Here is a 22,123-nt window from a genome sequence, read left to right on the forward strand (position 1 = left end):
CTCGTGAGAAAGGGCAAAAATATAGCACGCACGCACGCGCTTACGGGACTGTGGCCGGGGCCGGGAGGATTGTTGACTTTGAGGCACAAGACCTTGCCGGCGTATGAACTAATCGCACAGGGTCGTGTCTGTGCCTGTGTCTTCCGCTTCTGGTGAGTGCAGGGGTGCTCGCATATAATCCGGACGCTTTGTCATTTTGAATTTCCGGAAAGTACGAACACTCCATGACCGATCGTGAAATCGATCAGCAACTCGTCGAGCGCGTGCAGCGCGGCGACAAGCAGGCTTTCGGCTTGCTGGTATCCAAGTACCAGCGCAAGCTGAATCGCCTGCTGTCCAGACTGATCCGCGATTCAGCCGAGGTCGAAGACGTGGCGCAGGAAACCTTCATCAAGGCTTACCGTGCGCTGGGTTCGTTCCGTGGGGACAGTGCGTTCTACACGTGGTTGTACCGGATCGGTATCAACACCGCGAAGAACTACCTCGTCTCCCAGGGAAGAAGGGCGCCGACTTCGACGAGTTTCGACTCGGAAGAAGCGGAAACCTTCGAAGACGGTGACCAGTTGCGCGACATCAACACGCCCGAGCGGCTTCTGATGACGCGACAGATTGGTGAAACCGTCGACGATGCGATGGCAGCTCTACCCGAGGAGCTGCGGACTGCCATCATGTTGCGCGAGCTGGAAGGCCTCAGTTACGAGGAGATCGCCAACATCATGGAGTGCCCGATCGGTACGGTGCGCTCGCGGATCTTCCGCGCGCGTGAAGCGATTGCAGAGCGCCTGCGGCCGTTGCTGGATACGGCGCCGGACAAACGTTGGTAGGTGTAGGCATGAAGGACAAACTCTCGGCCCTGATCGATGGCGATCTCGACGAACAGGCGATGCGACCGATTTTCGAAGGCTTGCGCCGGGACGAGGCGCTGCGTCGCGACTGGGATGCGTACTGCCTGATTGGCGATGTCATTCGGGGTGAGCGAACCGGCTCCGTCAGCTTTGTCGATCGCGTCATGTCGGGGCTGGAAGACGAGCCCACGGTGTTTGCACCGGTCGCTCTCGCCAGCAGCGCGGCACGCAGCGGCCTCTGGCACAAGCTGATGCCGATTGCGGCTTCGGTGATGGGTGTTGCAGCTGTCGGACTGGTGGCCGCCACCCTTTATTCGCAGGACGATCCGGTGCCTGCGACGATTGCCGTGCAACGGGTTGCCGCGCCCCCGATTGTCGCCAACAGCGCCCAATCCGCCGTTGTGGTTTCGCGCGTTCAGGCGCTGGTCGACGATCCGCTGCGCGAGTACGTGTTCGCCCATCAGGGCGTCAGCGGTGGCCCGATGCCGACCGCGGTACAGTATGTCAGAACCGTTTCGGCGCAGCCCGAGGGCACGGGTCGATGAGGGGTTTCGCGGCAGTTCTGGGAGTATGCGCGGCCCTGTTGCACGGGGCCGCGATCGCCGAGGCGCCGGCCGACCCCCTGGCCTGGATGGGGCGGATCGCAACGGCCGGGCAACGGCTCAATTACGTTGGGACGTTCATGTATCAGTCGGGCGGCCACGTCGAGACCTCCCGCATTGCGCATCGTGTCGATGCCAGTGGTGAGTATGAGCGGCTTGAGGTGCTGGACGGTAGTCCGCGAGAAGTCATCCGCACGGGCAGCGAGGTCCGCTGCGTGCTGCCCGATCAGCGCACCGTGATCATCGATGAATCCGCCGGCCGCAGGGCTTTTCCCGCTCGTTTGCCGCTGTCGCCGGTCGGGCTGGCCGAGAGCTACCGCATCCGCAAGGGAGAGGTCAGTCGTGTCGCCGGGCTCGAGGCCCAGGCGTTGATTCTCGAGCCGCGCGACGACCTGCGCTACGGTCATACGCTGTGGGCCGAGTTGCAGTCGGGATTGTTGTTGAAGGCGCGTACGGTCAACGAGGCGGGGCAGGTCATCGAGCAGTTCGCCTTCAGCGATGTGCGCATCGGTGGCGATGTGGACGCCCAGTTGCTGAAGCCGCGCTTCGACGATGTTGACGGCTGGCGTGTCGTCAATGCCCGGGGCAGCGAACTCTCCAAGGCCGATAGCGGCTGGACGGTGGCGTCGGCGCCACAAGGCTACGCGCTGACTTCGGTGATGCGCAGGCCGCTGGGCCCCGAGCGCGGGCAGGCCGTTCATATGGTTTTCAGCGATGGGTTGGCCTCGGTGTCGGTGTTCATCGAGCCGCTCAACGATGGCGTGCAGGTCGGACTCGGTCCCCTGGCCAGTGGTGCCATCAATATCTACAAACGTTCGGTCAATGGTCATCTGGTCACGGCGCTTGGTGAGGTGCCCGAGCGTGCGGTCAAGCTCATCGGCGACGCGATCCTGCCCGCGGGTCAGTGATGCAGGCACATGCACAAGTGCTGCAGGTGGAGCCCGGGCGCGTGCGCCTGCGCGTTGCCGAAGCGGGCGGCGGCTGCGGTCGCTGTGATGAGCCCGGTGGGTGCCGTTCGGTCCAGATCACGCAGGCTTTCGGACCCGCCAAGGCGGAGTTCTGGCTGCCGAGTGAGTTGATGCTGGTGCCCGGCGATCGGGTGCTGGTCGACATTCCTGATGGTGGGCCCCTCAAGGCCGCCATGGCGAGCTACGGCCTGGGTGCCGTGCTGCTTCTGCTTGGGGCAGGCGCAGGTGCGGCGCTCGGCGGTGAAGCTGCGGTCGACGCTGCGGCGGCAATCGGCGGCGCACTGGGGCTTGCGCTTGCGTACGGCCTGAATCGTCTGCTGTTTCGCAGCCGCAACTGGCGCGCCCAGCTCACGATGAAGCTCGCGCCCGAGGCAACCTGCCTCCACTCGTTCGAGGAAACGCGATGACTCTTCCCTTCATGCGACGGCTGTGGGTCGTCGTCGCGCTCCTGCTTTGGATTCCGGCCGCGATCGCCGCGTCGTTGCCCGATTTCACCGCGCTGGTGGAGCGGCAGGGTGCAGCCGTGGTAAACATCAGCACCACGCAGGAGCGCAACGAGAAGACGCAGCTGCCCTTTCCGAACTTCGACGAGTCGGACCCGATGTTCGACTTCTTTCGCAAGTTCATTCCCAAACACCCGGAGTTTCCCGGCTCCGATCCGGACAATCAGTCGCTGGGCTCGGGTTTCATCATCAGCGATGATGGCTACATCCTGACCAATGCGCATGTGGTGGAGGAGGCCGAGGAGATTCTCGTGCGGCTCGCCGACAAGCGCGAATTCAGCGCGCGTGTCATCGGTGCGGATGTGCGCAGCGACGTCGCGCTGATCAAGATCGAGGCCGCAGGACTGCCGCGTGTGACGCTGGGCGATCCGGAACGGCTGAAGGTCGGCGAATGGGTCGTCGCGATCGGTTCGCCGTTCGGCTTCGATCAGTCGGTGACGGCGGGGATCGTCAGTGCGAAGGGGCGCTCGTTGCCGGACGAGAACTTCGTGCCATTCATTCAGACCGACGTGGCGATCAATCCGGGCAACTCGGGTGGTCCGCTCTTCAACCTGAAGGGCGAGGTGGTCGGCATCAACTCGCAGATCTACAGCCGCACCGGTGGCTTCATGGGCCTGTCGTTCGCGATTCCGATTGACGTGGCAATGGATGTGCAGCAGCAATTGCGGACGAAGGGACGCGTGCAGCGTGGCCGTATCGGCGTTGCGATTCAGGAGGTTACGCGCGATCTGGCCGACGGCTTCGGCTTGCCGCGGGCGGCTGGCGCGCTGGTCAGTTCGGTCGAGCCTGACAGTCCCGCAGCCAAGGGCGGGATCGAGCAGGGCGACGTGATCGTGCGCTTCGCTGGCCGCGAGGTCGGCGCATCGAACGACCTGCCGCGCATCGTCGCGGCAGTGCAGCCCGGCACGACCGTTCCGGTCGAGGTCTATCGTGGTGGGGCAGCGCTTGGTCTCAAGCTTACGGTGGGCGAGTGGCAGGATCCGAAGCAGCCTGCAGTGGCGGGCAATGGTTCGCGCTCGGCGATGCCGCCGAACCGGCTAGGCCTGGTGCTTGCGCCGCCGACGGCTGCGCAGCGGCGCGATCAGGGCCTGTCCGAAGGGCTCGTGGTGCAGCGTTCGCAAGGGGCGGCTGCGCGCGCCGAGATTCGCCAGGGCGACGTGGTGCTGGCAGCGGTGGTTGGTGGGCGACAGGTGCGCCTGAACTCGGTGGGCGACTTCGACCGCTTTGTTGGTGGGCTTGAGGGCGGACAGCAGGTGACGCTGCTGGTTCGGCGTGGCGAGGCGACTTCCTACGTCAGCCTGAGGGCGGGCAAGTGATCGCGGTTGCGGGCGCGCGCAGATTCACGGTGCTGAGTCGCGAGTGGTGCCACCTTTGTCATGACCTGGTCGCCGCGCTCGAGCCGGTCGCAGCCGAGTATGGCTGGGAGATCGAGGTCGTCGATGTTGATCTGCATCCGGAGCTCGAGGCGCGCTGGGACGAACTGGTGCCGGTGCTGATGCACGGTGACCGCGAGCTGTGCCACTACCACCTCGACGAAGCCGCAGTGCGCGCTTATTGCAGCGGTTTTCCGCTAGAATCGCGGGCTTGACGAGCCTATCCAGGCGCTTTCCCGAACTCATTCCGAAACGGGTGCTGCGAGGCACCCTTTTCGTTTCGCATGAACCATATCCGAAATTTCTCGATCATCGCCCACATCGACCACGGCAAATCGACCCTGGCCGATCGTCTGATTCACTTCTGCGGCGGCCTGTCCGACCGCGAGATGGAAGAGCAGGTGCTCGACTCGATGGACATCGAGCGCGAGCGCGGCATCACCATCAAGGCGCAGACGGCGGCGCTGAGCTACAAGGCCAAGGATGGTCAGGTCTATAACCTGAACCTCATCGACACGCCGGGGCACGTCGACTTCTCCTACGAGGTCAGCCGCTCGCTAGCAGCCTGCGAAGGCGCGCTGCTGGTCGTCGATGCCTCGCAGGGTGTCGAAGCGCAGACGGTGGCGAACTGCTACACCGCGCTCGATCTGAACGTCGAGGTGGTGCCTGTCCTGAACAAGATCGACCTGCCGGCGGCCGATCCGGACAACGCGCGCAGTGAGGTGGAGGACGTCATTGGCGTCGATGCATCCGAGGCCGTGCTGTGTTCGGCGAAGACCGGGCTCGGCGTGCAGGACGTGCTTGAGGCGATTGTCGCCCGCATTCCGCCGCCGAAGGGCAATCCGGAGGGACCGCTCAAGGCGCTGATCATCGACTCGTGGTTCGACAACTACGTTGGCGTGGTCATGCTGGTGCGCGTGGTCGATGGCGTGCTCAAGCCCAAGGATCGCATCCTGCTGATGTCGACCGGCGCGCAGTACCCGTGCGACCAGGTGGGCGTGTTCACGCCGCGTTCGGTCGGGCGCGAGCAGCTTTGTGCCGGTGAGGTGGGTTTCATCATCGCCGGCATCAAGGAGCTCGAAGCGGCCAAGGTCGGCGACACGGTGACGCTGGCCAACAAGCCGGCCGCGGAGCCGCTGCCGGGCTTCAAGGAAATCAAGCCGCAGGTGTTCGCCGGCCTGTACCCGGTCGAGTCGTCCGAATACGACCAGCTGCGTGATTCGCTCGAGAAGCTGCGCCTCAACGACGCCTCGCTGCAGTTCGAGCCCGAAGTCTCGCAGGCGCTGGGCTTCGGTTTCCGCTGCGGCTTCCTCGGCCTGCTGCACATGGACATCGTGCAGGAGCGCCTCGAGCGCGAGTTCGACATGGACCTCATCACCACCGCGCCGACGGTGGTCTACGAGGTGGTATTGAACAGCGGTGAGATCATCCATGTGGAGAATCCGGCCAAGCTGCCCGAAGTGGGCAAGTATGCCGAGATTCGCGAGCCGATCATCACCGCCACCATCTTCCTGCCGCAGGACTATGTGGGGCCGGTGATCACGCTGTGCAACCAGAAGCGCGGCGTGCAGGTCGACATGCGCTACCACGGCCGTCAGGTGCAGCTGACCTACGACATGCCGATGAACGAAGTCGTCATGGATTTCTTCGACAAGCTGAAGTCCGTTTCGCGCGGTTACGCCTCGCTCGACTACGAGTTCAAGGAGTACCGCCCGGCCGACCTGGTGAAGCTCGATCTGATGGTAGGCGGCGAGAAGGTCGATGCGCTGTCGGTCATCGTGCACCGCGTCAGCGCGCAGTACCGCGGCCGCGAACTGGCGGCGAAGCTGCGTGGCCTGATCCCGCGTCAGATGTTCGACGTCGCCGTGCAGGCCGCGATCGGTTCGCACATCATTGCGCGCGAGACGATCAAGGCGCTGCGCAAGAACGTGCTCGCCAAGTGCTACGGCGGCGACATCACGCGCAAGAAGAAGCTGCTGGAGAAGCAGAAGGAAGGCAAGAAGCGGATGAAGCAGGTCGGCAACGTCGAGATCCCGCAGGAGGCCTTCCTCGCCGTACTGCGTACCGACGAAGGCAAGTGACGGACAACGCATGAACTTTGCCCTGATCCTTTTCCTGCTGCTCGTCGCTACCGGCGTGCTGTGGTTCTTCGACCGCTTTCACGCGCGCAAGCGACGCCCGTCCCACGCGCCGGCGCCGTGGTGGGTGGAGTACGGTGCGAGCTTCTTCCCGGTCATCGTGATCGTGTTCGGCCTGCGCTCCTTCGTGGTCGAGCCGTTCAAGATTCCTTCGGGCTCGATGATCCCGACCCTGCTGGTGGGCGACTTCATCCTCGTCAACAAGTGGACCTACGGCATCCGGCTGCCGGTGATCAACAGGAAGGTCATCGAGGTGAACCTGCCCAGGCGCGGCGACGTGATGGTGTTCCGCTATCCTGCCGATCCGTCGCTCGATTACATCAAGCGGGTGGTGGGGCTGCCGGGCGACCGTGTCGAGTATCGCAACAAGCGCCTTACGATCAACGGCGAGGCCGTCGCCATCGCCGAGGCCGGCACTTACCTGCACCCCGATCGCCTCTACTATTCGCCGCAGTACACCGAGAAGCTCGGCGAGGTCGAGCACGCGGTGCTGATCGAACGCGATGCGCCGGCCTTCGTGCCGCAGGTGATGAACTTCCCGTTCCGTGAAAACTGCACTTACACCAGCGCCGGCGTTGCGTGTACCGTTCCGGATGGGCATTACTTTGTCATGGGTGACAATCGTGATGCCAGCAGCGACAGCCGGGTGTGGGGTTTCGTGCCGGAAGAGAACATCGTCGGCAAGGCCTTCTTCATCTGGTTCAATTTCAACGACATGAAGCGCATCGGCAGCTTTCACTGACGTTCGGGGGAAGATAGATGAACCACAGGCAACAAAAGGGCGTGACCCTCATCAGCGTGCTCATCGTGGGCGCGTTCGCGGCAATGGCGATACTTGTGGGCTTCCGCAGCGTACCCGCGGTCACCGAGTACATGGCGTTGGAGCGCATCGTCAGTGCGCTGGCGAAGGAAGGTGATGACGGCGCGTCGGTCAGCCAGATTCGCAGCAGCTTCAGCCGCCGCGCCGATGTCGACAACGTGACTTCGGTGCAGGGTGCGGACCTCTTCATCGAGAAGGTGAGCGGTCGTACGCTGGTCGAGGTCGAGTACGAGCGTCGCGTGCCTCTTTTCGCCAACGTCAGCCTGGTGATCGATTTCCACGCCACCAGCGAGGGGCGTTGAGCCGATGTCGCTTGACCGCCTGCAGGACAGGCTCGGGCATCGGTTCCGTGATGCCGGCCTGCTCAACGAGGCGCTGACGCACCGCAGTTTCGGTCAGCCGAACAACGAACGCTTCGAGTTTCTCGGCGACAGCATCCTCAACTGCGTGATGTCGATCGCGCTGTTCGGCCGCTTCGGTCAGCTGCGTGAAGGTGAGCTGTCGCGCGTGCGGGCCTCGCTGGTCCGCCAGGATGCGCTGTACCGTATCGCGCTCGATCTTGACCTCGGCGATTCACTGCGGCTGGGCGAGGGCGAACTGAAGTCGGGCGGCGCACGCCGCCCATCGATCCTGGCCGATGCCATGGAGGCGGTGTTCGCCGCGGTCTTCCTCGATGCGGGCTTCGATGCGGCGAAGGCCGTGATCGACCGTCTCTACGCGCAGGCCCTAGGCGACGTCGATCCCAAGCGGCCCAGCAAGGACCCCAAGACGGCCTTGCAGGAATGGCTGCAGGCGCGCAAGGTGGCGCTGCCGACATATTCGATGGTGCAGGCGCTCGGCGAGGCGCATGCGCAGGAGTTCGAGGTGGCCTGCGAGGTGCCGAAGTTCGGCATTCGCACCCTCGGACGGGGCCCCAGCCGCCGCGTGGCGGAACAGCAGTCGGCCGAGCTTGCGCTGGCAGCATTGAGGAACAAATGAACGAACAGCATCCGGATCAGAACGCGGCAGGCCAGGGTGAAGAGGGCGGATTTCGCGCCGGCTTCGTCGCCATCGTAGGCCGCCCCAACGTCGGCAAGTCGACGCTGCTCAACCGCCTTATCGGACAGAAGATCAGCATCGTCTCGAGCAAGGCGCAGACGACGCGCCATCGCGTCACCGGCATCCTGACCGAGGCCGGCGCGCAGTTCGTGTTCGTCGACACGCCGGGCTTCCAGACCAAGCACCGCAACGCGCTCAACCGCGCCATGAACCGCAGTGTGTCGCAGGCGCTGGCCGACGTCGACCTGGTGTTCTTCGTCATCGAGGCGGGACGCTTCGGCGAGGACGACCGCAAGGTGCTGTCGGTGATTCCCGAGGCGGCGAAAGTCATCCTGGTCATCAACAAGGTCGACCAGCTCAAGGAAAAGGCGCGCCTGCTGCCCTTCATCGACGAGGTTCGCAAGGTACGTGATTTTGCCGAGATCGTTCCGTTGTCGGCCGAGAAGGGACGCAACGTCGAGGAACTGGTCAAGGCCGCCACGCCGCTGCTTCCGCTCGGCGAGCCGATGTTCGAGGAAGACGAGATCACCGACCGCAGCGAGCGCTTCCTGGCGTCGGAATTCCTGCGCGAGAAGCTGTTCCGCCTGCTCGGCGACGAGTTGCCCTACGGTATTGCGGTCGAGATCGAGAAGTTCGAGGTCGAGGGCAACCTGCGCCGCATCCACGCCGCGGTCATTGTGGACAAGGCAGGCCATAAGTCCATCGTCATCGGCAAGGGCGGCGAGAAGCTCAAGCGCATTTCCAGCGAGGCTCGCGTCGAGCTCGAGAAGCTGTTCGACGGCAAGGTGTTCCTCGAGGTCTGGGTCAAGGTCAAGAGCGGCTGGGCCGACGACGAGCGCGCGCTGAAGAGCCTCGGCTACGAGTAAGCCGGACAGCGCATGGCGGGTCCGAAACAGCGCGTCGAGCAGCAGCCCGCCTGGGTGCTGCACGCCCTGCCGTGGCGCGAGACCAGCCTGATCGTCGAGGTCTTCTCGCGCGACCATGGTCGCGTCGGCCTCGTCGCAAAGGGCGCGCGGCGGCCGTATTCGCAGTTGCGCGGCGTGCTGATGGCCTTCCAGCCCTTGCTGATGGACTGGTCCGGCGGTGGAGAGGTCAAAACCCTGGTGCGCGCCGAGTGGCAGGGCGGCCAGCCCTTGCTGACCGGTCGCGCGCTGATCTGCGGCTACTACCTCAATGAACTGCTGGTCCGTCTGACGGCGCGCGAGGACCCGCATCCGCGCCTGTTCTCGGCCTATGCCGAGGCGGTGCGCGGACTGGGCCGGGGCGAGCCGGAATCGCCGATCCTGCGCCGTTTCGAGCTCGCCCTGCTGCAGGATCTGGGCTATGAGGCGGGGCTTGCCGAGGAGGCCGAGAGCGGTGAGCCGGTGCGGCCCGAGGGGCGCTACCTTTATATAATCGAACGCGGTCCGGTGCGGCTGGAGGCCCTCGAGCATGAGGGCATCGATGTGGCTACGCTCGGCGACCAGCCGCTGCTGTCAGGGCAGACCCTGCTCGACATGGCGGCGGACGATTTTTCCCGCGCAGAGACGCTCGCCCAGTCCAAGCACCTGCTGCGCATGCTGATCAACCACACCCTGGGCGGCCAGCCGCTGCAGTCGCGCCGGGTGCTGAAGGAATTGCAGGAACTCTGATGATCGAACTCGGCGTCAATATCGACCACGTTGCCACGCTGCGCCAGGCGCGCCGCACCTGGGAGCCCGATCCGGTGTGGGCCGCGGTGGAGGCCCATCTCGGCGGGGCGGACGGCATCACCATCCACCTGCGCGAGGATCGCCGCCACATCAACGACGAGGACGTGCGCCGCCTGGCCGAGCTCACCCAGGTCAAGCTCAACCTCGAGATGGCGGCGACTGACGAGATGGTCGCCATCGCCTGCCGCACCCAGCCGCAGATGGTGATGCTGGTGCCCGAGGGCCGCCACGAGATCACCACCGAAGGCGGCCTCGACGTGCTGGCGCAGGAGGCGCGGCTGAAGAACGTCATCGCTCGCCTGGCCGACGCCGGCATCGTCACCAGCGTGTTCATCGACGCCGAGCCCGAGCAGATCGAAGCCGCAGCCCGCATCGGCGCCCGCGTGTGCGAGATCCACACCGGCCCCTACGCCCACGCCTTCCATGCCGCCGGCCGCGATGCCGATGCGCCGGCGGTGCTTGTCGAGATCGACAAGATCCGCGCAGCGGGCGAGGTGGTGCGTCGCCTGGGGATGCGCTTCAACGCCGGCCATGCGCTTAACTACTACAACGTACAGCCGATCGCGTGCCTGCAAGGCATCCGCGAGCTGCACATCGGCCATTCGATCGTCAGCCGCTCGGTCTTCGTCGGCCTGCGCGAGGCCGTGGCCGAGATGAAGCGCCTGATGCGCGAAGCCGCGCAGACCGCCTGATCCGGTCCGCGACGCACCGCGCATGATCCACGGCATCGGCACCGACATCGTGCGCATCGAGCGCATCCGCAAATCGCTCGAGCGCCACGGCGAGCGCTTCGCGCTGCGCATCCTCGCCGCCTCCGAGGTCGAGGCGTGGCGCGCCCACCGCGACCCGGCGCGCTTCCTCGCCAAGCGCTTCGCCGCCAAGGAAGCCTTCGGCAAGGCGCTCGGGACCGGTGTCGCCGTGCCCGCAACGCTGCACGCTGTCGCCGTCGGCCACGATGCCCTTGGCAAGCCCGATTACCGTTACGACGATCGCCTCGCCGCGCACATGCGCGAGCGTGGACTGTGCGCCCACCTGAGCATCAGCGACGAGGACGACAACGTCGTGGCGTTCGCGCTCATCGAACGTGTCTGAGAGCAAGGACCTGACCCCATGACCCAGACCATCCACCGTCCGCGCGGCCCCGTGATGATCGACGTCGCCGGCACCGCCCTGACCGATGAGGAGCGAGAACGCCTGCTCGACCCCCTGGTCGGCGGCGTGATCCTGTTCGCGCGCAACTACACCGGTTCCGACCAACTCCGTGCGCTCACCGCCGAGATCCGCGCACTGCGCGACCCGGCGCTGATCATCGCGGTGGATCACGAAGGGGGCAGGGTGCAGCGCTTCCGCAGCGACGGCTTCACCCGCCTGCCCGCCATGCGCAGCCTCGGTGCCTTGTGGGCGCAGGACCACCTTGCAGCGCTCGACGCCGCCCGCGCCACCGGCTTCGTGCTTGCGGCGGAACTGTTGGCGCATGGCGTCGACCTCAGCTTCACCCCGGTGCTCGACCTCGACTATGGCTGCTGTAGCGCCATCGGCAACCGCGCCTTCCACCGCGACCCGCAGGCCGTCGCCGCGCTCGCGCAGGCACTGTGCGCAGGGATGGCCGAAGCCGGCATGGGCTGCGTCGGCAAGCACTTCCCCGGCCATGGATTCGTCGAGGCCGACTCGCACCACGACGTGCCGGTCGACGACCGCGACTTCGACACCCTCTGGGCCGAGGACATCGCCCCCTACCGCCACCGCCTCGGCCGCCAGCTCGCCGGTGTGATGCCCGCCCACGTCATCTACCCCCATGCCGACCCCAGCCCCGAACCCCAACCGGCGGGCTTTTCGCCCTTCTGGCTCAGGGACGTGCTGCGTCAACGTCTCGGCTTCAAGGGCGTGATCTTCAGCGATGATCTCAACATGGAAGGCGCCCGCGTCGCTGGCGACATCGTCGGCCGCGCCAAGGCCGCCTTTGAGGCCGGCTGCGACATGCTGCTCGTCTGCAACCGCCCGGACCTTGCGGCCGAACTGCTCGACCGCTGGGCCCCGGTCCCCGACTTAGACAACCTTGCCCGCCTCGCGGCAATCGTGCCGAACACGGTCCGGCCCGCCTGGCTCGCCGATCCCTTCGCACTCGAACTGCACGCCCCCTATGTCCAGGCTCGCGAGCACCTCGCATCCATTCCCGAAGACACGAGTGCCGCGCCGACGATGACCGCCGCCACCATCGGCCAGCAACGTACCGAAGTCCTGCGCAAGGACGGATAATCCCCGGGTAGCGCAGCGCGTCTCTCAAGCGGCCGTCGCGTATCGACTGCGCTGGAGCGGATGCGGGGTGTTCCTGAAATGGGCGAGGACTGTCTGAGCGAGCAGCGCGAGCGAGTTCCGCAGACCATGGAAGGAGCACCCCGCATCCGCTCCAGGTCACCGATGGTTTCCAGCCCCGTTCAACACGTCCCCCCATGACCGATCCGACGCCTGTTAGCGCCTTCGACCCCAAGCCCTTCCTCCGTACCCTCACCGAGGAGCCCGGCGTCTATCGCATGATCGGCGCCGACGACAAGGTGCTCTACGTCGGCAAGGCCAAGAACCTCAAGCGCCGCGTCTCCAGCTACTTCCAGAGAACCGTCTCCAGCCCGCGCATCGCCATGATGGTGGCGCAGGTGCAGCGAGTCGACATCACCGCCACCCGCTCCGAGGCCGAGGCCCTGATCCTCGAGAACAACCTCATCAAAAGCCTGGCGCCGCGCTACAACATCCTCTTCCGCGACGACAAGACCTACCCCTACATCGAGCTCTCCGCCGACGAGTATCCGCGCCTGGCCTACCACCGCGGCGCCTTCACCAAGGGCGCGCGCTACTTCGGCCCCTTCCCGAACGCCTGGGCGGTGCGCGAAAGCATCCACCTGCTGCAGAAGACCTTCCAGCTGCGCACCTGCGAGAACACCGTCTTCGCCAACCGCTCGCGCCCCTGCCTGCTGCACCAGATCAAGCGCTGCACCGCGCCCTGCGTCGGCCTCATCGAAGCCGAGGCCTATGCCGCCGACGTGAAACTCGCCACCCGCTTTCTCGACGGTCAGGCCAACGAGGTGATCGACGACCTGACTGCGCGCATGCAGTCCGCAGCCGAACGCCTGGCCTTCGAGGAGGCCGCTGCCTGCCGTGACCAGGTGCGCGTGCTGCAGGCGGTGCTGCACAAGCAGTTCGTCGACAGCCGCAAGGACGAGGATGTCGACGTGCTCGCCGCGATCGAGGAGGACGGCATGACCTGCGTGAACATCGCCATGGTGCGCGGTGGCCGCCATCTCGGCGACCGGCCGCAGTTTCCCAGCGGCGCGGCGGTATCGGGCGCGGCGGACAGCCTGCTCGCCTTCGTCGAGCAGCACTACAGCCAGCACCCCATCCCCGCGCGCATTCTGGTGAATCTCCCGCCGGAGGCGGTCAAGGAGACGCTGGCCGAGATCACGGATCGCCCGCCCGGCGTGGTCTCGCCGCGTTTTGCCGCCGAGAAGGCGTGGATGGAGATGGCGGAGAAGAACGCCCGCCTCGCCATCCAGGCGCGCGCACGCGACACCGGCCGCATCGAGCAGCGCCTCGAAGCCCTGCGCGCCGCGCTCGACATGGACGAGGCGCCGCAGCGGATCGAGTGCTTCGACATCAGCCACACCATGGGCGAGGCCACGGTGGCATCCTGCGTGGTGTGCGAGGCCGGTGCGATGAAGCGCGCCGAGTACCGTCGCTACAACATCACCGGCATCACCCCGGGCGATGATTTCGCCGCGATGCGCCAGGCGCTGGAGCGCCGCTATGGCAAGGTCGCGGCGGGCGAGGGCGTGTGCCCCGACCTGATCCTGATCGACGGCGGCAAGGGCCAGGTCAGCGCCGCGCGCGAGATTCTCGCCGAGGTCGGCCTCGAGTCGGTGGCGATGGTGGGCGTGGCCAAGGGCGAGGGTCGCAAGGCGGGTCTGGAAACACTGATCTTTCCCGACGGCCGAGAGGGGCTGGCGCTCGGCGGCGAATCGGCCGCCCTGCACCTGATCGTCGAGATCCGCGACGAGGCGCACCGTTTCGCGATCACCGGCCACCGTGCCAAGCGCGGCAAGGCACGCGTCGGCTCCAAGCTCGAGGATATCCCCGGCGTCGGCCCGTCGCGCCGGCGCAACCTGCTCGCCGCCTTCGGCGGACTGGACGGCGTGCGCGACGCGACGGTGGAAGACCTGTGCCGCGTCGACGGTGTCAGTCGCAAGCTGGCCGAACAGATCTACGCCGCATTGCACTGAAGTCCGGGCGCCGTTTGCGCCGGGTCAAGGGCGGCGCGCGGTGCCCGCGGCATACTGCGCCGCCTCCGATCCGTCCAGCCGATGCCGTACCCATGAATGCAGTTGCCACGCCTGCCGCCGCCGTAACCAGTTCGCCTTTCGGTGCGCGCCGCTACAACGCCTGGAACGATCACGTCAAACGCCGCTACGGCGGCCGCGTGCAGAAAGTGTCGGTGGCCGCTGGCTTCACCTGCCCGAACCGCGACGGCACGCTGGGGCAGGGCGGCTGCACCTTCTGCAACAACGCCGGTTTCACGCCCGGCTATCTCGACCGTCGCGATTCGATCCATGCCCAGATCGACACCGGGTTGCGCTTTCTCGACCGGCGTTACCCGGGCACGGCGCGCTTCATCGCCTATTTCCAGAGCTACACCAATACCTATGGCGAATTCGAGCGCCTGAAGGCGGTTTATGAAGAGGCGCTCGCGCATCCGCGTATCGGCGGGCTGGCGATCGGCACGCGGCCCGACTGCCTGCCGGATGCGGTGCTGGACTACCTGGCGGATCTTGCGCGCGAGCACATCGTGGAACTGGAGATCGGCGTCGAGTCCTGCGACGACGAGGCGCTCCGGCGGGTCAACCGCGGCCACGACTTCGCCTGCAGCGAGGACGCCATCCGCCGTGCGGCAGCGCGCGGACTGGAGAGCACCGCCCACCTGATCCTCGGCCTGCCCGGCGAGACCCGCGCGGGCATGCTCGACGCAGCGCGGCGTTTGTCAGCGCTGCCGCTGGCAGCCCTGAAGCTGCACCAATTGCAGCTGGTGCGGGGCACGGCAATGGCGAGGGACTGGCAGCGGGATCCGGCATCCGTGCCGTTGCTGGACGAGGACGCCTACATCGCGCTGTTGGCCGATTTCGTGGAACGGCTGGCGCCGCATATCATGCTGCAGCGCCTGGGTAGTGAGGTGCCGCCGGCGCTGAAGCTGGCGCCGCAATGGAACATGCGCCTGGCCGAACTGGCGCCGCGGCTCAGTGCCGAACTCACGCGGCGGGGAAGCTGGCAGGGGCGCCTTTACGGGGCTGCCTGATCGCAGGGTGCGGTCCCCGGTGCCAGACGCGCGTGGCGCCCGCCGGCAAAGCCGTCAGCCCAGCGCAGCCTTGACCCAGGCGTTGGCCTGCTTGGCATCGAAGCCGCTGCCGTACTTCGCCTTCAGTGCGCCCATCACCACGCCCATCTGCTTGGGGCCGCGCTCGGCGAGGCCGGCGACGGTGTCGGCGATGAAGGCCTTCACCTCTTCCTCGGTCGCCATCGGCGGCAGGTAGGCAGTAAGGATCGCGGATTCCTGTTCCAGCACGGCGCGGCGTTCGGCATCCTTGATGACGCCGAGCGCCTCCTGGTTGTTCTTGAGGAACTTGCGGATGGTCTGCTGCACCTCGTCGTCTGTGCTCTCGCGGTTGCCCGCGTTCTTGCCGACCATCTCGGCTTCGCCGATCAGCGTGCTCAGCAGTGTGGCGCGGACACTGTCGGCCGCCTTGCGTGCGAGCATGGAATCTTTCTTGAGTTGGGCCAGCAGGCTCATCTAGGGCTCCGGGTGCATTGAATGGATGCGCGGAAGTTTACCGCAGCGTCGGGCGCGTACGACCGTTTCCCGCATTACTCCGAGTCAGTGCGACGCGATAATGCCGACGAGTTCGACGGGTCGCGCGAGCCGCAGGCGGATGCAGCCGCGGGCGGGCTTGTCGATGCGGATCGCGGCGCTCTTTTCCTGCAGGCGGCGCGACAGCAGGATCAGCCGTGCCTCCAGGTTGTCGCTGAGGTCGGGCAGGCGGATGCGGGGGTCGAGCCGCAGTTCGCGGTTGGTGAAGGCGGTCCGCCCATGGTTCGCGTAGTCGTTCAGCAGCGCCCACAGGATTGCGCCGGCGACGCCCTTGATGAGGTAGTCGCCATCGAGGAAGACGCTGTCGTTCTCGGCATAGTGCCGCACCGTCAGTGGCTGCCCCTCGTTGCTGAGGGTGTCGGGCACAGCGGCGTCCGGAGTGCTGGTCCGGCCTGACTCCTCGGTGCCTTGTTGCTGCAGCAACTGAATTGCGGCCCCGAGCCCACCCGCCAGGGCGACCAGCGCGTCTTCGTCATCGTAGCCGAAGCGCTGCTCGAGGGGGCTCTCGACATAGAGCACCCCGACCAGCTGCCGGCCGGCGTGGATCGGCAGCGCGAGCTGGCTGCTCGAGCGCGCCAGCCCGGGCAGCGGAATCTCGTGCCCGGTCGACACCAGTCCCTCGCGCGCCAGGCTGTTGCGGATGGCGCGGCCGTAGCTGTAGTCCGCCGCGAAGTGGCCGATGCGGATCGGCGTCCGCTCCCGCGCAGCGACGCCGATGACGCCGTCGCCGAGCGCGATCTCCGAGCCGATGCCCGAGACTTCGTAGCCGCGGCTGGCCACGGTGTAGAGCCGGCCAACGGCGGCGTCCAGCATCAGGATCATCGCGTGGTGGATGTCGAAGCGCAGTTCCAGACAGTCGAGCGTCTGCCCAAGCAGACCTTCGAGGTCGGTGCAGCGGCACAGTTGCTCCGCACTGGCGCGCAGCGCGGCGAGCAGGTTGTGGCGCGGCGGCGGGGCGGGCAATGTTGCGCCCGGTACGCGCTCGATGCGCAGCACGCGGTAGATGTCTGCGCCCAGCAGCTTGAATACGCCCGTCATGCCGGCATGCGAGGCGATGCCGGCGAGCTTGGCCTTCATAGTCTCGAATAGCGGCCCCGCCGACTCGGTTCGCAGGTATTGCAGCGACAGACGATACTGAGCTGCGGTCACCGGGTCGATGACCGCCACGCGTGCAAACGGGATGTCGAGGATGTTGCGGCGGGTGCTGTTGAAGAACTGCCAGGACAGCGCGACGTGACTCGCATCCACGTACTGCACCTGCGACAGGTAGGCGACGTTGGGCGTGCCATCGGCCGCGACCGTAGCGATCTGGCCGGGAATCGCGCCCTCGAGGCAGCTACGGATCGCGTCGAGGGCGATTTTCATGATGCGCTCCGCAGCGGTGTCCCAGCCTCGGGGCCGGGCGTCTGGAAGCTGCCGCGGCTGGGGGTGAAGGCCAGCGCCGCGAGATCTTCCGGCGCACAGGCGAGCAGGGTGCGCAGCACGTCGACCGGATAACCGAGCGGTTCGAGCCGCGCAACGAAGCGGTCGACGTGATGCTGGGCGCGCGCCGGATCGCCGGGCTCCAGGCCGACCTCGCGTGCGTCCGTGCCTTTCAGCTGCAGCGTGCGATGGCTGTCGGGCTCGCTGAACACCACGGCGATGCGGCCGTTGTCGGCGACGTCCTGCAGCAGGGCGGCCGATGCAGGGCGTGACAGGAGCAGCGTCACCGTGCAGCGATCGGTGGATACCCGGCAGCCGGTGGCGCGGGCGAGGTTGGGCAGCGCGCCGGGCTGGCAGGCGGCAGCGCTGATCGACAGGCCGCTGCTGATGAAGGCGGCCTGCTCGGCATCGAGGAGGGGCGGCGGATGGGCCATGGTTCTGCAACTATAGCCATCCGTGCAGTCCTCCGGAAAGACGATTCGGGTGTCCGTACCATCTGACAGGCCCCTTCGTGGATCCCCGCTCAGCGCGACGGGGGCGGCGCGGGAAAGATGATGGCAACGCCGGCCGGTTCCTGCCCGGGCGGCAGGTAGGCCGGAGCGGGTTGTCCGGCGGGGCCGAGCGAGCGCACGAAGCGGTACAGCGCGCGCAGGTCGTCCTCTGCCATGTCGCGCAGCGCAAACCAGGGCATCGGCGGACGGGCCGTCTGCGTGCGCGCAGCCTCGAGCCATTGCTGCTCGCTCATCGCCGCCATGCTCAGGCGCAGGTTGGTCGGGTAGGTCGTGCCCCACGGGCCGCGCCAGCCGACGGCATCGCCGGTCAGCCAGTCCTGCTCGGGTACCTGGCCACCGCTCATTGCATAGCCTGCGGTGTGACAGTCGTTACAGCCGGCAATGCGGGCGATGTAGCGGCCGCGCTCGATCAGGGCGCCGTCGTCGGCGTGGGCGCTGGCGACCCCGAGCAGGACTGCGATTGCGGAAAGCGTGGTGCGGAGGATGGACTTCATGGGGGACTTCATGGCATTCGGCTCCTTGGATGCAGTTCGACGGTGGCATGTGCCGGCGAGGAAACCAGTGTGGCGATGCCAGGGACCGATGATTGCTAAATTACAGCTCGGCGAATGCTAAGAATTTGCTAAGTGCGCCACGCCAGTCCGGGGAAGAAGGCTTGCATGAGCCTGGTGGCGGCGGCCTAATGACGGAGGGCTGCCAAATTGCAGGAAGGGATGCATGAGCAACTGGATTCGGTACTGGATCGAGGTAGCGAAGACGACGCTGCGGGTGTGGCTGGAGGCGCAGGTGTTCGTGCATGCGGCGGCGCTGGCCTTCTTCACGGTGTTCTCGGTGGCGCCGGTGGTGATCGTGGCGGTGAGCATCGTCGGCCTGGTGCTGGGCGAGAGTGCAGCCCAGGGCGAGATCGCCCTGCAGCTCGAGTCGGCCATCGGTGCCGGGGCAGCGGCGGCGGTGCAGACTGCGGTGCAGAACAGCCGCATCGAGCACAGCGGTCTGCTGCCCACCATCGCCGGTTTCGGTGCCATGGTCTTCGGCGCGACAACGGTGTTCGCGCAGATGCAGGGGGCACTCAACGCGATCTGGAGCGTGGCGCCAAGGCCCACCCGCAGCGGCGTGCTGCTGTATCTCAAGACACGCCTGCTGTCGCTGACGGTGGTGCTGGCGATCGGTTTCGTGCTGCTGGTATCGCTGATGCTGAGCGTGGCGGTGCGGGCGCTGGTCACCTTCGCCCAGGACTGGCTGCCGGTGCCGGGCGTGCTGCTGCTCGGCCTGGACTGGGCGGTGTCGCTGGTGGTCGTGACCCTGCTGTTCGCGACCATCTTCCGCGTGCTGCCGGACGTGGTGCTGCGCTGGCGCGACGTGTGGCTGGGGGCGCTGGTCACCGCGCTGCTGTTCGCCTTCGGGCGCGCGCTGATCGCGCTCTATCTGTCGACCACGGCCACGGCATCCACTTACGGCGCTGCCGGTTCGCTGGTGCTGCTGCTGATGTGGGTGAACTACTCGTCGCTGATCCTGCTGTTCGGTGCCGCCTTCACGCGCGCAATGGTCGAGGCCGGTGGGGGGCGCATCGTTCCGCGGCCCACTGCGGTCCGCGTTGCGCGCAGTCCGGTACAGGACGTCGAGCCGGCGGGTTGAGCGCCGGCTGCCGGGTCAGTTGCGCAGCAGGTGCAGGCGGAAATGATGCTTGATGAAGCCCTGGAACTTCGCCACCTGCTCGAGCGCCAGCCGCAGTTCGCCCTGCTGCATGACGTTGAGCATGTCCATCGACACGTAGTTGGTCGGCTCCTGGCCGGCGCGCAGCGCTTCGACGTGGCTGCGCAGGCGGGTCATGACGAGGAAGTCGAAGCTCGCGACCAGGTTCTTGGCGTCCTCGGGCTTGATGACGCCCGCTGCGGTCAGCGCCTCGATACGGTCATGGGTGGTGCCATCCAGCGCGTGGGCCTCGATCGCCAGCGCCTTGATGCCGTCGGTGATGGCGAAGATGCCCGCCTTCTTGACATCGAGCTTGCCGTGATGCGGGCCAGATTTTTCCAGCTTGATCTTGCCGAACCAGCCCAGTGGGGGCAGGAAGTTGGTCATGTTCTGCGCCATGCGCATCAGGAAACCCTGGTCCTTGCTCAGGGTGGCGAAGGCGTGGTTCCTGAGCGCCTGGACGAGGTCGTTGCGGCCGTACAGCGCGCGCAGATCCATGAACATGCTGCCGGTCATCACGTTGTCGGGCGTGGGCGTGGATAGCCACCGGTTCAGCTCCATCTTCCAGCCCGACAGGCTGCGACGCCATGGCGGGTTCTTCGCCATGATGCCGCCGGGGCAGGGTGGTACGCCGATCGAGATCAGCGCCTCGATCAGGTCATGGGAGAAGGCTTCGAGCCGGGTGATCTCGTCGGCCGTGAGGGTGTCGGCGTAGATGATCGCGTTGTCCTGGTCGGTGGACAGGGTCTGTTCGCCACGGCCTTCGCTGCCCATGACGACGAAGGCGAAGTCGTGGGTGAGGTCGTGGTACTTGTCTGCGCGCAGCAGCGCGATGAGGCGGATCAGCACCTGGTCGTTGAGGTTGGCGATGAGCTTGACCATGTCGCGGATCGGGATGCCCGTGCCGGACAGGTGCAGCACCAGCGCCTGGATGCGACCGTGCAGCGTGCGCAGGTCGTCGATGGAGGCCGCCTTCTCGATGTCGAGCACGAGCTGGTGCGGCGAGTGGGCCTGCAGGCGCAGGATGTCGGTGTCGGTGATGATGCCGGACAATGCGCCGGCGTCGTCGACCACCACCAGGCGATGGATCTTGAGGCGCGACATGCGATACAGCGCCTCGTACAGCACGTCGTCCTCGCCGATGGTGGCAAGGGGCGAATGCATGATGTCGCCGACCTTCAGCTCGACCGGCGAGCGCCCGGGCGCGACGACCTTGTTGCGCAGGTCGCGGTCGGTGAAGATGCCATGCGGCTTGCCGGCCTCGAGCACTACCATGCTCGAGATGTTGCGCTCGCGCATGGTGCTCACGGCCGATACCAACGCATCGTCCGCACTGCAGGTCATGACGCTGCGCTGGCAGAAATCGCGAACGGGGCGGAAAAACTGGTTTTCTTCGGCCATGGAGGGCATCCGCAGATGTTGGGTATGAACTGCGGATTATACCCATGGCCAAAGTGCAGTTATTGCGCTGGATCAGCCCTGTGATGGCGTGTTTGCGCCACTCGTTATGGCACAGGCGGTCTGCACCGTGGCGTCGCCCACGCTGACGACATTGCCGATCATGATCAGCGCAGGCGGGCGCAGGCCGGCTTCGCGCACGGCGGTCGGCAGGTCGGCCAGGGTGCTGGCGATACCGCGCTGGTCGGGCGTGGTGGCCCCGTGGATGACGGCGGCCGGCGTGTCGGCGGGCAGCCCGTGCGCGACGAGTTCGCGGCAGATGATGTCGAGCGCGCCCAGGCCCATGTAGATGACGACAGTCTGGTTCGGACGGGCGAGCGCGTCCCAGTCGAGATCGACGGTGTCGTCCTTGAGGTGGCCGGTGGCGAACACCAGCGTCTGTGCATGTTCGCGGTGGGTCAGAGGGATGCCGGTGGTCGCGCCGGCGCCGGCCGCCGCGGTGATCCCGGGCACGATCTCGCAGCGCAGGCCGACGGCCTGCAAGGCCTGCATTTCCTCGCCGCCGCGACCGAAGATGAACGGGTCGCCGCCCTTCAGGCGCACCACGCGCAGGCCCTCGCTGGCCAGATCGACCAGCAACTGGTTGATCTCGTGCTGGGGCAGGGCGTGATTGCCCGCTTCCTTGCCCGCATACACGCGGCGGGCGGAGGCCGGGATCAGCTCCAGCACCGCCTTGCCGACCAGATGGTCGTAGACCACCACCTCCGCAGATGCGATCAAGCGTGCGGCCTTCAGCGTGAGCAGGTCCGGATCGCCGGGGCCGGCGCCGACCAGAAACACACAGCCTTCCTTTCGGTCTTCGGCGATGGTCCGTCCCTTGGGGGCGCTGGTGTTCTCGCGCTGCGAGACCGTTGCGCTTCTGGCCTGTCGGGCCGTACCGGCCTGAACGGATTTGAGGGCGGCCGTTTGATCGAGGGTGGCTGCGTACATGGGCGGCTCCGGCATGTCCAGGGGAATCCGGGATGCGCCGTGTACACCGCGTTCCCGAATATCGTCTTTTGCTTATTCAATCAGCAATTTGGCGTCGCTGATCGGGTGACGGAACTGTATCCCCACAACGCGTGTGGAAAATTAACTCAAATCAAGGATCAGAAGCCCCCTGCAACTGAATACTGGCGCCGCTGTGTTGTTCCACGTCCCGTGATGCTTAAGGAGA

24 protein-coding genes are annotated in these 22,123 nt (G+C 66.2%); 18 read left to right on the plus strand and 6 right to left on the minus strand.

Annotated features, from left to right (window positions below; genetic code table 11):
- The first annotated feature begins 224 nt into the window (after positions 1 to 224).
- From rpoE to mnmL, 17 genes are all read left to right on the plus strand, one after another.
- Positions 225 to 824, plus strand: coding sequence for an RNA polymerase sigma factor RpoE (gene rpoE, locus CGK74_RS08595; RefSeq protein WP_094268079.1), 600 nt, complete (start codon positions 225 to 227; stop codon positions 822 to 824).
- An 8-nt stretch (positions 825 to 832) separates the two neighbouring features.
- Entirely contained in the window at positions 833 to 1,390 is a 558-nt protein-coding gene (locus CGK74_RS08600) for a sigma-E factor negative regulatory protein (RefSeq protein WP_094268080.1), read from the plus strand.
- Positions 1,387 to 2,355, plus strand: coding sequence for a MucB/RseB C-terminal domain-containing protein (locus CGK74_RS08605; RefSeq protein ID WP_094268081.1), 969 nt, complete (start codon positions 1,387 to 1,389; stop codon positions 2,353 to 2,355). Before CGK74_RS08600 ends, CGK74_RS08605 begins: the two co-directional genes overlap by 4 nt.
- On the plus strand, positions 2,355 to 2,822 hold the full coding sequence (locus CGK74_RS08610) for a SoxR reducing system RseC family protein (RefSeq protein WP_094268082.1): 468 nt from the start codon (positions 2,355 to 2,357) through the stop codon (positions 2,820 to 2,822). The genes CGK74_RS08605 and CGK74_RS08610 overlap by 1 nt, the downstream gene beginning before the upstream one ends.
- Positions 2,819 to 4,234, plus strand: a complete 1,416-nt coding sequence (locus CGK74_RS08615; protein ID WP_094268083.1) for a Do family serine endopeptidase — start codon at positions 2,819 to 2,821, stop codon at positions 4,232 to 4,234. Before CGK74_RS08610 ends, CGK74_RS08615 begins: the two co-directional genes overlap by 4 nt.
- 32 nt (positions 4,235 to 4,266) lie before the next feature.
- Positions 4,267 to 4,506, plus strand: coding sequence for a glutaredoxin family protein (locus CGK74_RS08620; protein WP_420823172.1), 240 nt, complete (start codon positions 4,267 to 4,269; stop codon positions 4,504 to 4,506).
- 69 nt (positions 4,507 to 4,575) lie between these two features.
- On the plus strand, positions 4,576 to 6,372 hold the full coding sequence (lepA, locus tag CGK74_RS08625; protein WP_094268085.1) for a translation elongation factor 4: 1,797 nt from the start codon (positions 4,576 to 4,578) through the stop codon (positions 6,370 to 6,372).
- Positions 6,373 to 6,382: 10 nt separating this feature from the next.
- Complete coding sequence (gene lepB, locus CGK74_RS08630; RefSeq protein WP_094268086.1) at positions 6,383 to 7,171, plus strand: signal peptidase I; 789 nt, start codon at positions 6,383 to 6,385, stop codon at positions 7,169 to 7,171.
- A 17-nt stretch (positions 7,172 to 7,188) separates the two neighbouring features.
- Positions 7,189 to 7,551 carry a DUF4845 domain-containing protein gene (locus CGK74_RS08635; RefSeq protein WP_094268087.1) on the plus strand — a complete coding sequence of 121 codons (363 nt, stop codon included), beginning with the start codon at positions 7,189 to 7,191 and terminating at the stop codon, positions 7,549 to 7,551.
- 4 nt (positions 7,552 to 7,555) lie between these two features.
- On the plus strand, positions 7,556 to 8,227 hold the full coding sequence (gene rnc, locus CGK74_RS08640; protein WP_094268088.1) for a ribonuclease III: 672 nt from the start codon (positions 7,556 to 7,558) through the stop codon (positions 8,225 to 8,227).
- Positions 8,224 to 9,153, plus strand: coding sequence for a GTPase Era (gene era, locus CGK74_RS08645; protein WP_094268089.1), 930 nt, complete (start codon positions 8,224 to 8,226; stop codon positions 9,151 to 9,153). Before rnc ends, era begins: the two co-directional genes overlap by 4 nt.
- Before the next feature lie 12 nt (positions 9,154 to 9,165).
- The gene (recO, locus tag CGK74_RS08650) at positions 9,166 to 9,918 is read left to right on the plus strand and encodes a DNA repair protein RecO (RefSeq protein WP_094268090.1); all 753 of its coding nucleotides are present in this window, start codon (positions 9,166 to 9,168) and stop codon (positions 9,916 to 9,918) included.
- Positions 9,918 to 10,670: a pyridoxine 5'-phosphate synthase gene (locus CGK74_RS08655; protein ID WP_094268091.1), complete on the plus strand. Its 753-nt coding sequence runs from the start codon at positions 9,918 to 9,920 to the stop codon at positions 10,668 to 10,670. The genes recO and CGK74_RS08655 overlap by 1 nt, the downstream gene beginning before the upstream one ends.
- A 22-nt stretch (positions 10,671 to 10,692) precedes the next feature.
- Positions 10,693 to 11,070: a holo-ACP synthase gene (acpS, locus tag CGK74_RS08660; RefSeq protein ID WP_094268092.1), complete on the plus strand. Its 378-nt coding sequence runs from the start codon at positions 10,693 to 10,695 to the stop codon at positions 11,068 to 11,070.
- A gap of 18 nt (positions 11,071 to 11,088) precedes the next feature.
- Positions 11,089 to 12,234 carry a beta-N-acetylhexosaminidase gene (gene nagZ / locus CGK74_RS08665; protein ID WP_094268093.1) on the plus strand — a complete coding sequence of 382 codons (1,146 nt, stop codon included), beginning with the start codon at positions 11,089 to 11,091 and terminating at the stop codon, positions 12,232 to 12,234.
- A gap of 194 nt (positions 12,235 to 12,428) precedes the next feature.
- Positions 12,429 to 14,246, plus strand: a complete 1,818-nt coding sequence (uvrC, locus tag CGK74_RS08670; RefSeq protein ID WP_094268094.1) for an excinuclease ABC subunit UvrC — start codon at positions 12,429 to 12,431, stop codon at positions 14,244 to 14,246.
- Positions 14,247 to 14,338: 92 nt separating this feature from the next.
- The gene (gene mnmL, locus CGK74_RS08675) at positions 14,339 to 15,313 is read left to right on the plus strand and encodes a tRNA modification radical SAM protein MnmL/YtqA (RefSeq protein WP_094268095.1); all 975 of its coding nucleotides are present in this window, start codon (positions 14,339 to 14,341) and stop codon (positions 15,311 to 15,313) included.
- Positions 15,314 to 15,367: 54 nt separating this feature from the next.
- Here the strand turns inward: mnmL and CGK74_RS08680 are convergent, their stop codons facing one another.
- The 4 genes from CGK74_RS08680 to CGK74_RS08695 form a co-directional block, all read right to left on the minus strand.
- Entirely contained in the window at positions 15,368 to 15,805 is a 438-nt protein-coding gene (locus CGK74_RS08680; protein WP_094268096.1) for a GatB/YqeY domain-containing protein, read from the minus strand.
- An 84-nt stretch (positions 15,806 to 15,889) separates the two neighbouring features.
- Complete coding sequence (locus CGK74_RS08685) at positions 15,890 to 17,248, minus strand: GAF domain-containing protein (protein WP_094268097.1); 1,359 nt, start codon at positions 17,246 to 17,248, stop codon at positions 15,890 to 15,892.
- Positions 17,245 to 17,739, minus strand: coding sequence for a hypothetical protein (locus tag CGK74_RS08690; RefSeq protein WP_094268098.1), 495 nt, complete (start codon positions 17,737 to 17,739; stop codon positions 17,245 to 17,247). Before CGK74_RS08690 ends, CGK74_RS08685 begins: the two co-directional genes overlap by 4 nt.
- 89 nt (positions 17,740 to 17,828) lie before the next feature.
- Positions 17,829 to 18,311 (minus strand): cytochrome C, encoded by a 483-nt coding sequence (locus CGK74_RS08695; RefSeq protein ID WP_094268099.1) that lies wholly within the window; start codon positions 18,309 to 18,311, stop codon positions 17,829 to 17,831.
- 223 nt (positions 18,312 to 18,534) lie between these two features.
- Between CGK74_RS08695 and CGK74_RS08700 the strand changes: the two genes are divergently transcribed.
- On the plus strand, positions 18,535 to 19,452 hold the full coding sequence (locus CGK74_RS08700; RefSeq protein ID WP_094268100.1) for a YihY/virulence factor BrkB family protein: 918 nt from the start codon (positions 18,535 to 18,537) through the stop codon (positions 19,450 to 19,452).
- Positions 19,453 to 19,467: 15 nt separating this feature from the next.
- On the opposite strand, the gene CGK74_RS08705 is transcribed toward CGK74_RS08700, so the two are convergent.
- Both CGK74_RS08705 and cobA read right to left on the minus strand, forming a co-directional pair.
- On the minus strand, positions 19,468 to 20,910 hold the full coding sequence (locus CGK74_RS08705; protein ID WP_094268101.1) for a DUF294 nucleotidyltransferase-like domain-containing protein: 1,443 nt from the start codon (positions 20,908 to 20,910) through the stop codon (positions 19,468 to 19,470).
- A 72-nt stretch (positions 20,911 to 20,982) separates the two neighbouring features.
- Positions 20,983 to 21,897 carry a uroporphyrinogen-III C-methyltransferase gene (cobA, locus tag CGK74_RS08710; RefSeq protein WP_094268102.1) on the minus strand — a complete coding sequence of 305 codons (915 nt, stop codon included), beginning with the start codon at positions 21,895 to 21,897 and terminating at the stop codon, positions 20,983 to 20,985.
- Positions 21,898 to 22,123 lie beyond the last annotated feature (226 nt).

This window comes from Thauera propionica (assembly GCF_002245655.1).
Lineage (GTDB): Bacteria > Pseudomonadota > Gammaproteobacteria > Burkholderiales > Rhodocyclaceae > Thauera > Thauera propionica.

Coding starts and splice junctions, on each gene's coding strand:
- rpoE (WP_094268079.1), top strand. CDS start 225: ATGACCGATCGTGAAATCGATCAGCAACTCGTCGAGCGCGTGCAGCGC.
- CGK74_RS08600 (WP_094268080.1), top strand. CDS start 833: ATGAAGGACAAACTCTCGGCCCTGATCGATGGCGATCTCGACGAACAG.
- CGK74_RS08605 (WP_094268081.1), top strand. CDS start 1,387: ATGAGGGGTTTCGCGGCAGTTCTGGGAGTATGCGCGGCCCTGTTGCAC.
- CGK74_RS08610 (WP_094268082.1), top strand. CDS start 2,355: ATGCAGGCACATGCACAAGTGCTGCAGGTGGAGCCCGGGCGCGTGCGC.
- CGK74_RS08615 (WP_094268083.1), top strand. CDS start 2,819: ATGACTCTTCCCTTCATGCGACGGCTGTGGGTCGTCGTCGCGCTCCTG.
- lepA (WP_094268085.1), top strand. CDS start 4,576: ATGAACCATATCCGAAATTTCTCGATCATCGCCCACATCGACCACGGC.
- lepB (WP_094268086.1), top strand. CDS start 6,383: ATGAACTTTGCCCTGATCCTTTTCCTGCTGCTCGTCGCTACCGGCGTG.
- CGK74_RS08635 (WP_094268087.1), top strand. CDS start 7,189: ATGAACCACAGGCAACAAAAGGGCGTGACCCTCATCAGCGTGCTCATC.
- rnc (WP_094268088.1), top strand. CDS start 7,556: ATGTCGCTTGACCGCCTGCAGGACAGGCTCGGGCATCGGTTCCGTGAT.
- era (WP_094268089.1), top strand. CDS start 8,224: ATGAACGAACAGCATCCGGATCAGAACGCGGCAGGCCAGGGTGAAGAG.
- recO (WP_094268090.1), top strand. CDS start 9,166: ATGGCGGGTCCGAAACAGCGCGTCGAGCAGCAGCCCGCCTGGGTGCTG.
- CGK74_RS08655 (WP_094268091.1), top strand. CDS start 9,918: ATGATCGAACTCGGCGTCAATATCGACCACGTTGCCACGCTGCGCCAG.
- acpS (WP_094268092.1), top strand. CDS start 10,693: ATGATCCACGGCATCGGCACCGACATCGTGCGCATCGAGCGCATCCGC.
- nagZ (WP_094268093.1), top strand. CDS start 11,089: ATGACCCAGACCATCCACCGTCCGCGCGGCCCCGTGATGATCGACGTC.
- uvrC (WP_094268094.1), top strand. CDS start 12,429: ATGACCGATCCGACGCCTGTTAGCGCCTTCGACCCCAAGCCCTTCCTC.
- mnmL (WP_094268095.1), top strand. CDS start 14,339: ATGAATGCAGTTGCCACGCCTGCCGCCGCCGTAACCAGTTCGCCTTTC.
- CGK74_RS08680 (WP_094268096.1), bottom strand. CDS start 15,805: ATGAGCCTGCTGGCCCAACTCAAGAAAGATTCCATGCTCGCACGCAAG.
- CGK74_RS08685 (WP_094268097.1), bottom strand. CDS start 17,248: ATGAAAATCGCCCTCGACGCGATCCGTAGCTGCCTCGAGGGCGCGATT.
- CGK74_RS08690 (WP_094268098.1), bottom strand. CDS start 17,739: ATGGCCCATCCGCCGCCCCTCCTCGATGCCGAGCAGGCCGCCTTCATC.
- CGK74_RS08695 (WP_094268099.1), bottom strand. CDS start 18,311: ATGAAGTCCATCCTCCGCACCACGCTTTCCGCAATCGCAGTCCTGCTC.
- CGK74_RS08700 (WP_094268100.1), top strand. CDS start 18,535: ATGAGCAACTGGATTCGGTACTGGATCGAGGTAGCGAAGACGACGCTG.
- CGK74_RS08705 (WP_094268101.1), bottom strand. CDS start 20,910: ATGGCCGAAGAAAACCAGTTTTTCCGCCCCGTTCGCGATTTCTGCCAG.
- cobA (WP_094268102.1), bottom strand. CDS start 21,897: ATGTACGCAGCCACCCTCGATCAAACGGCCGCCCTCAAATCCGTTCAG.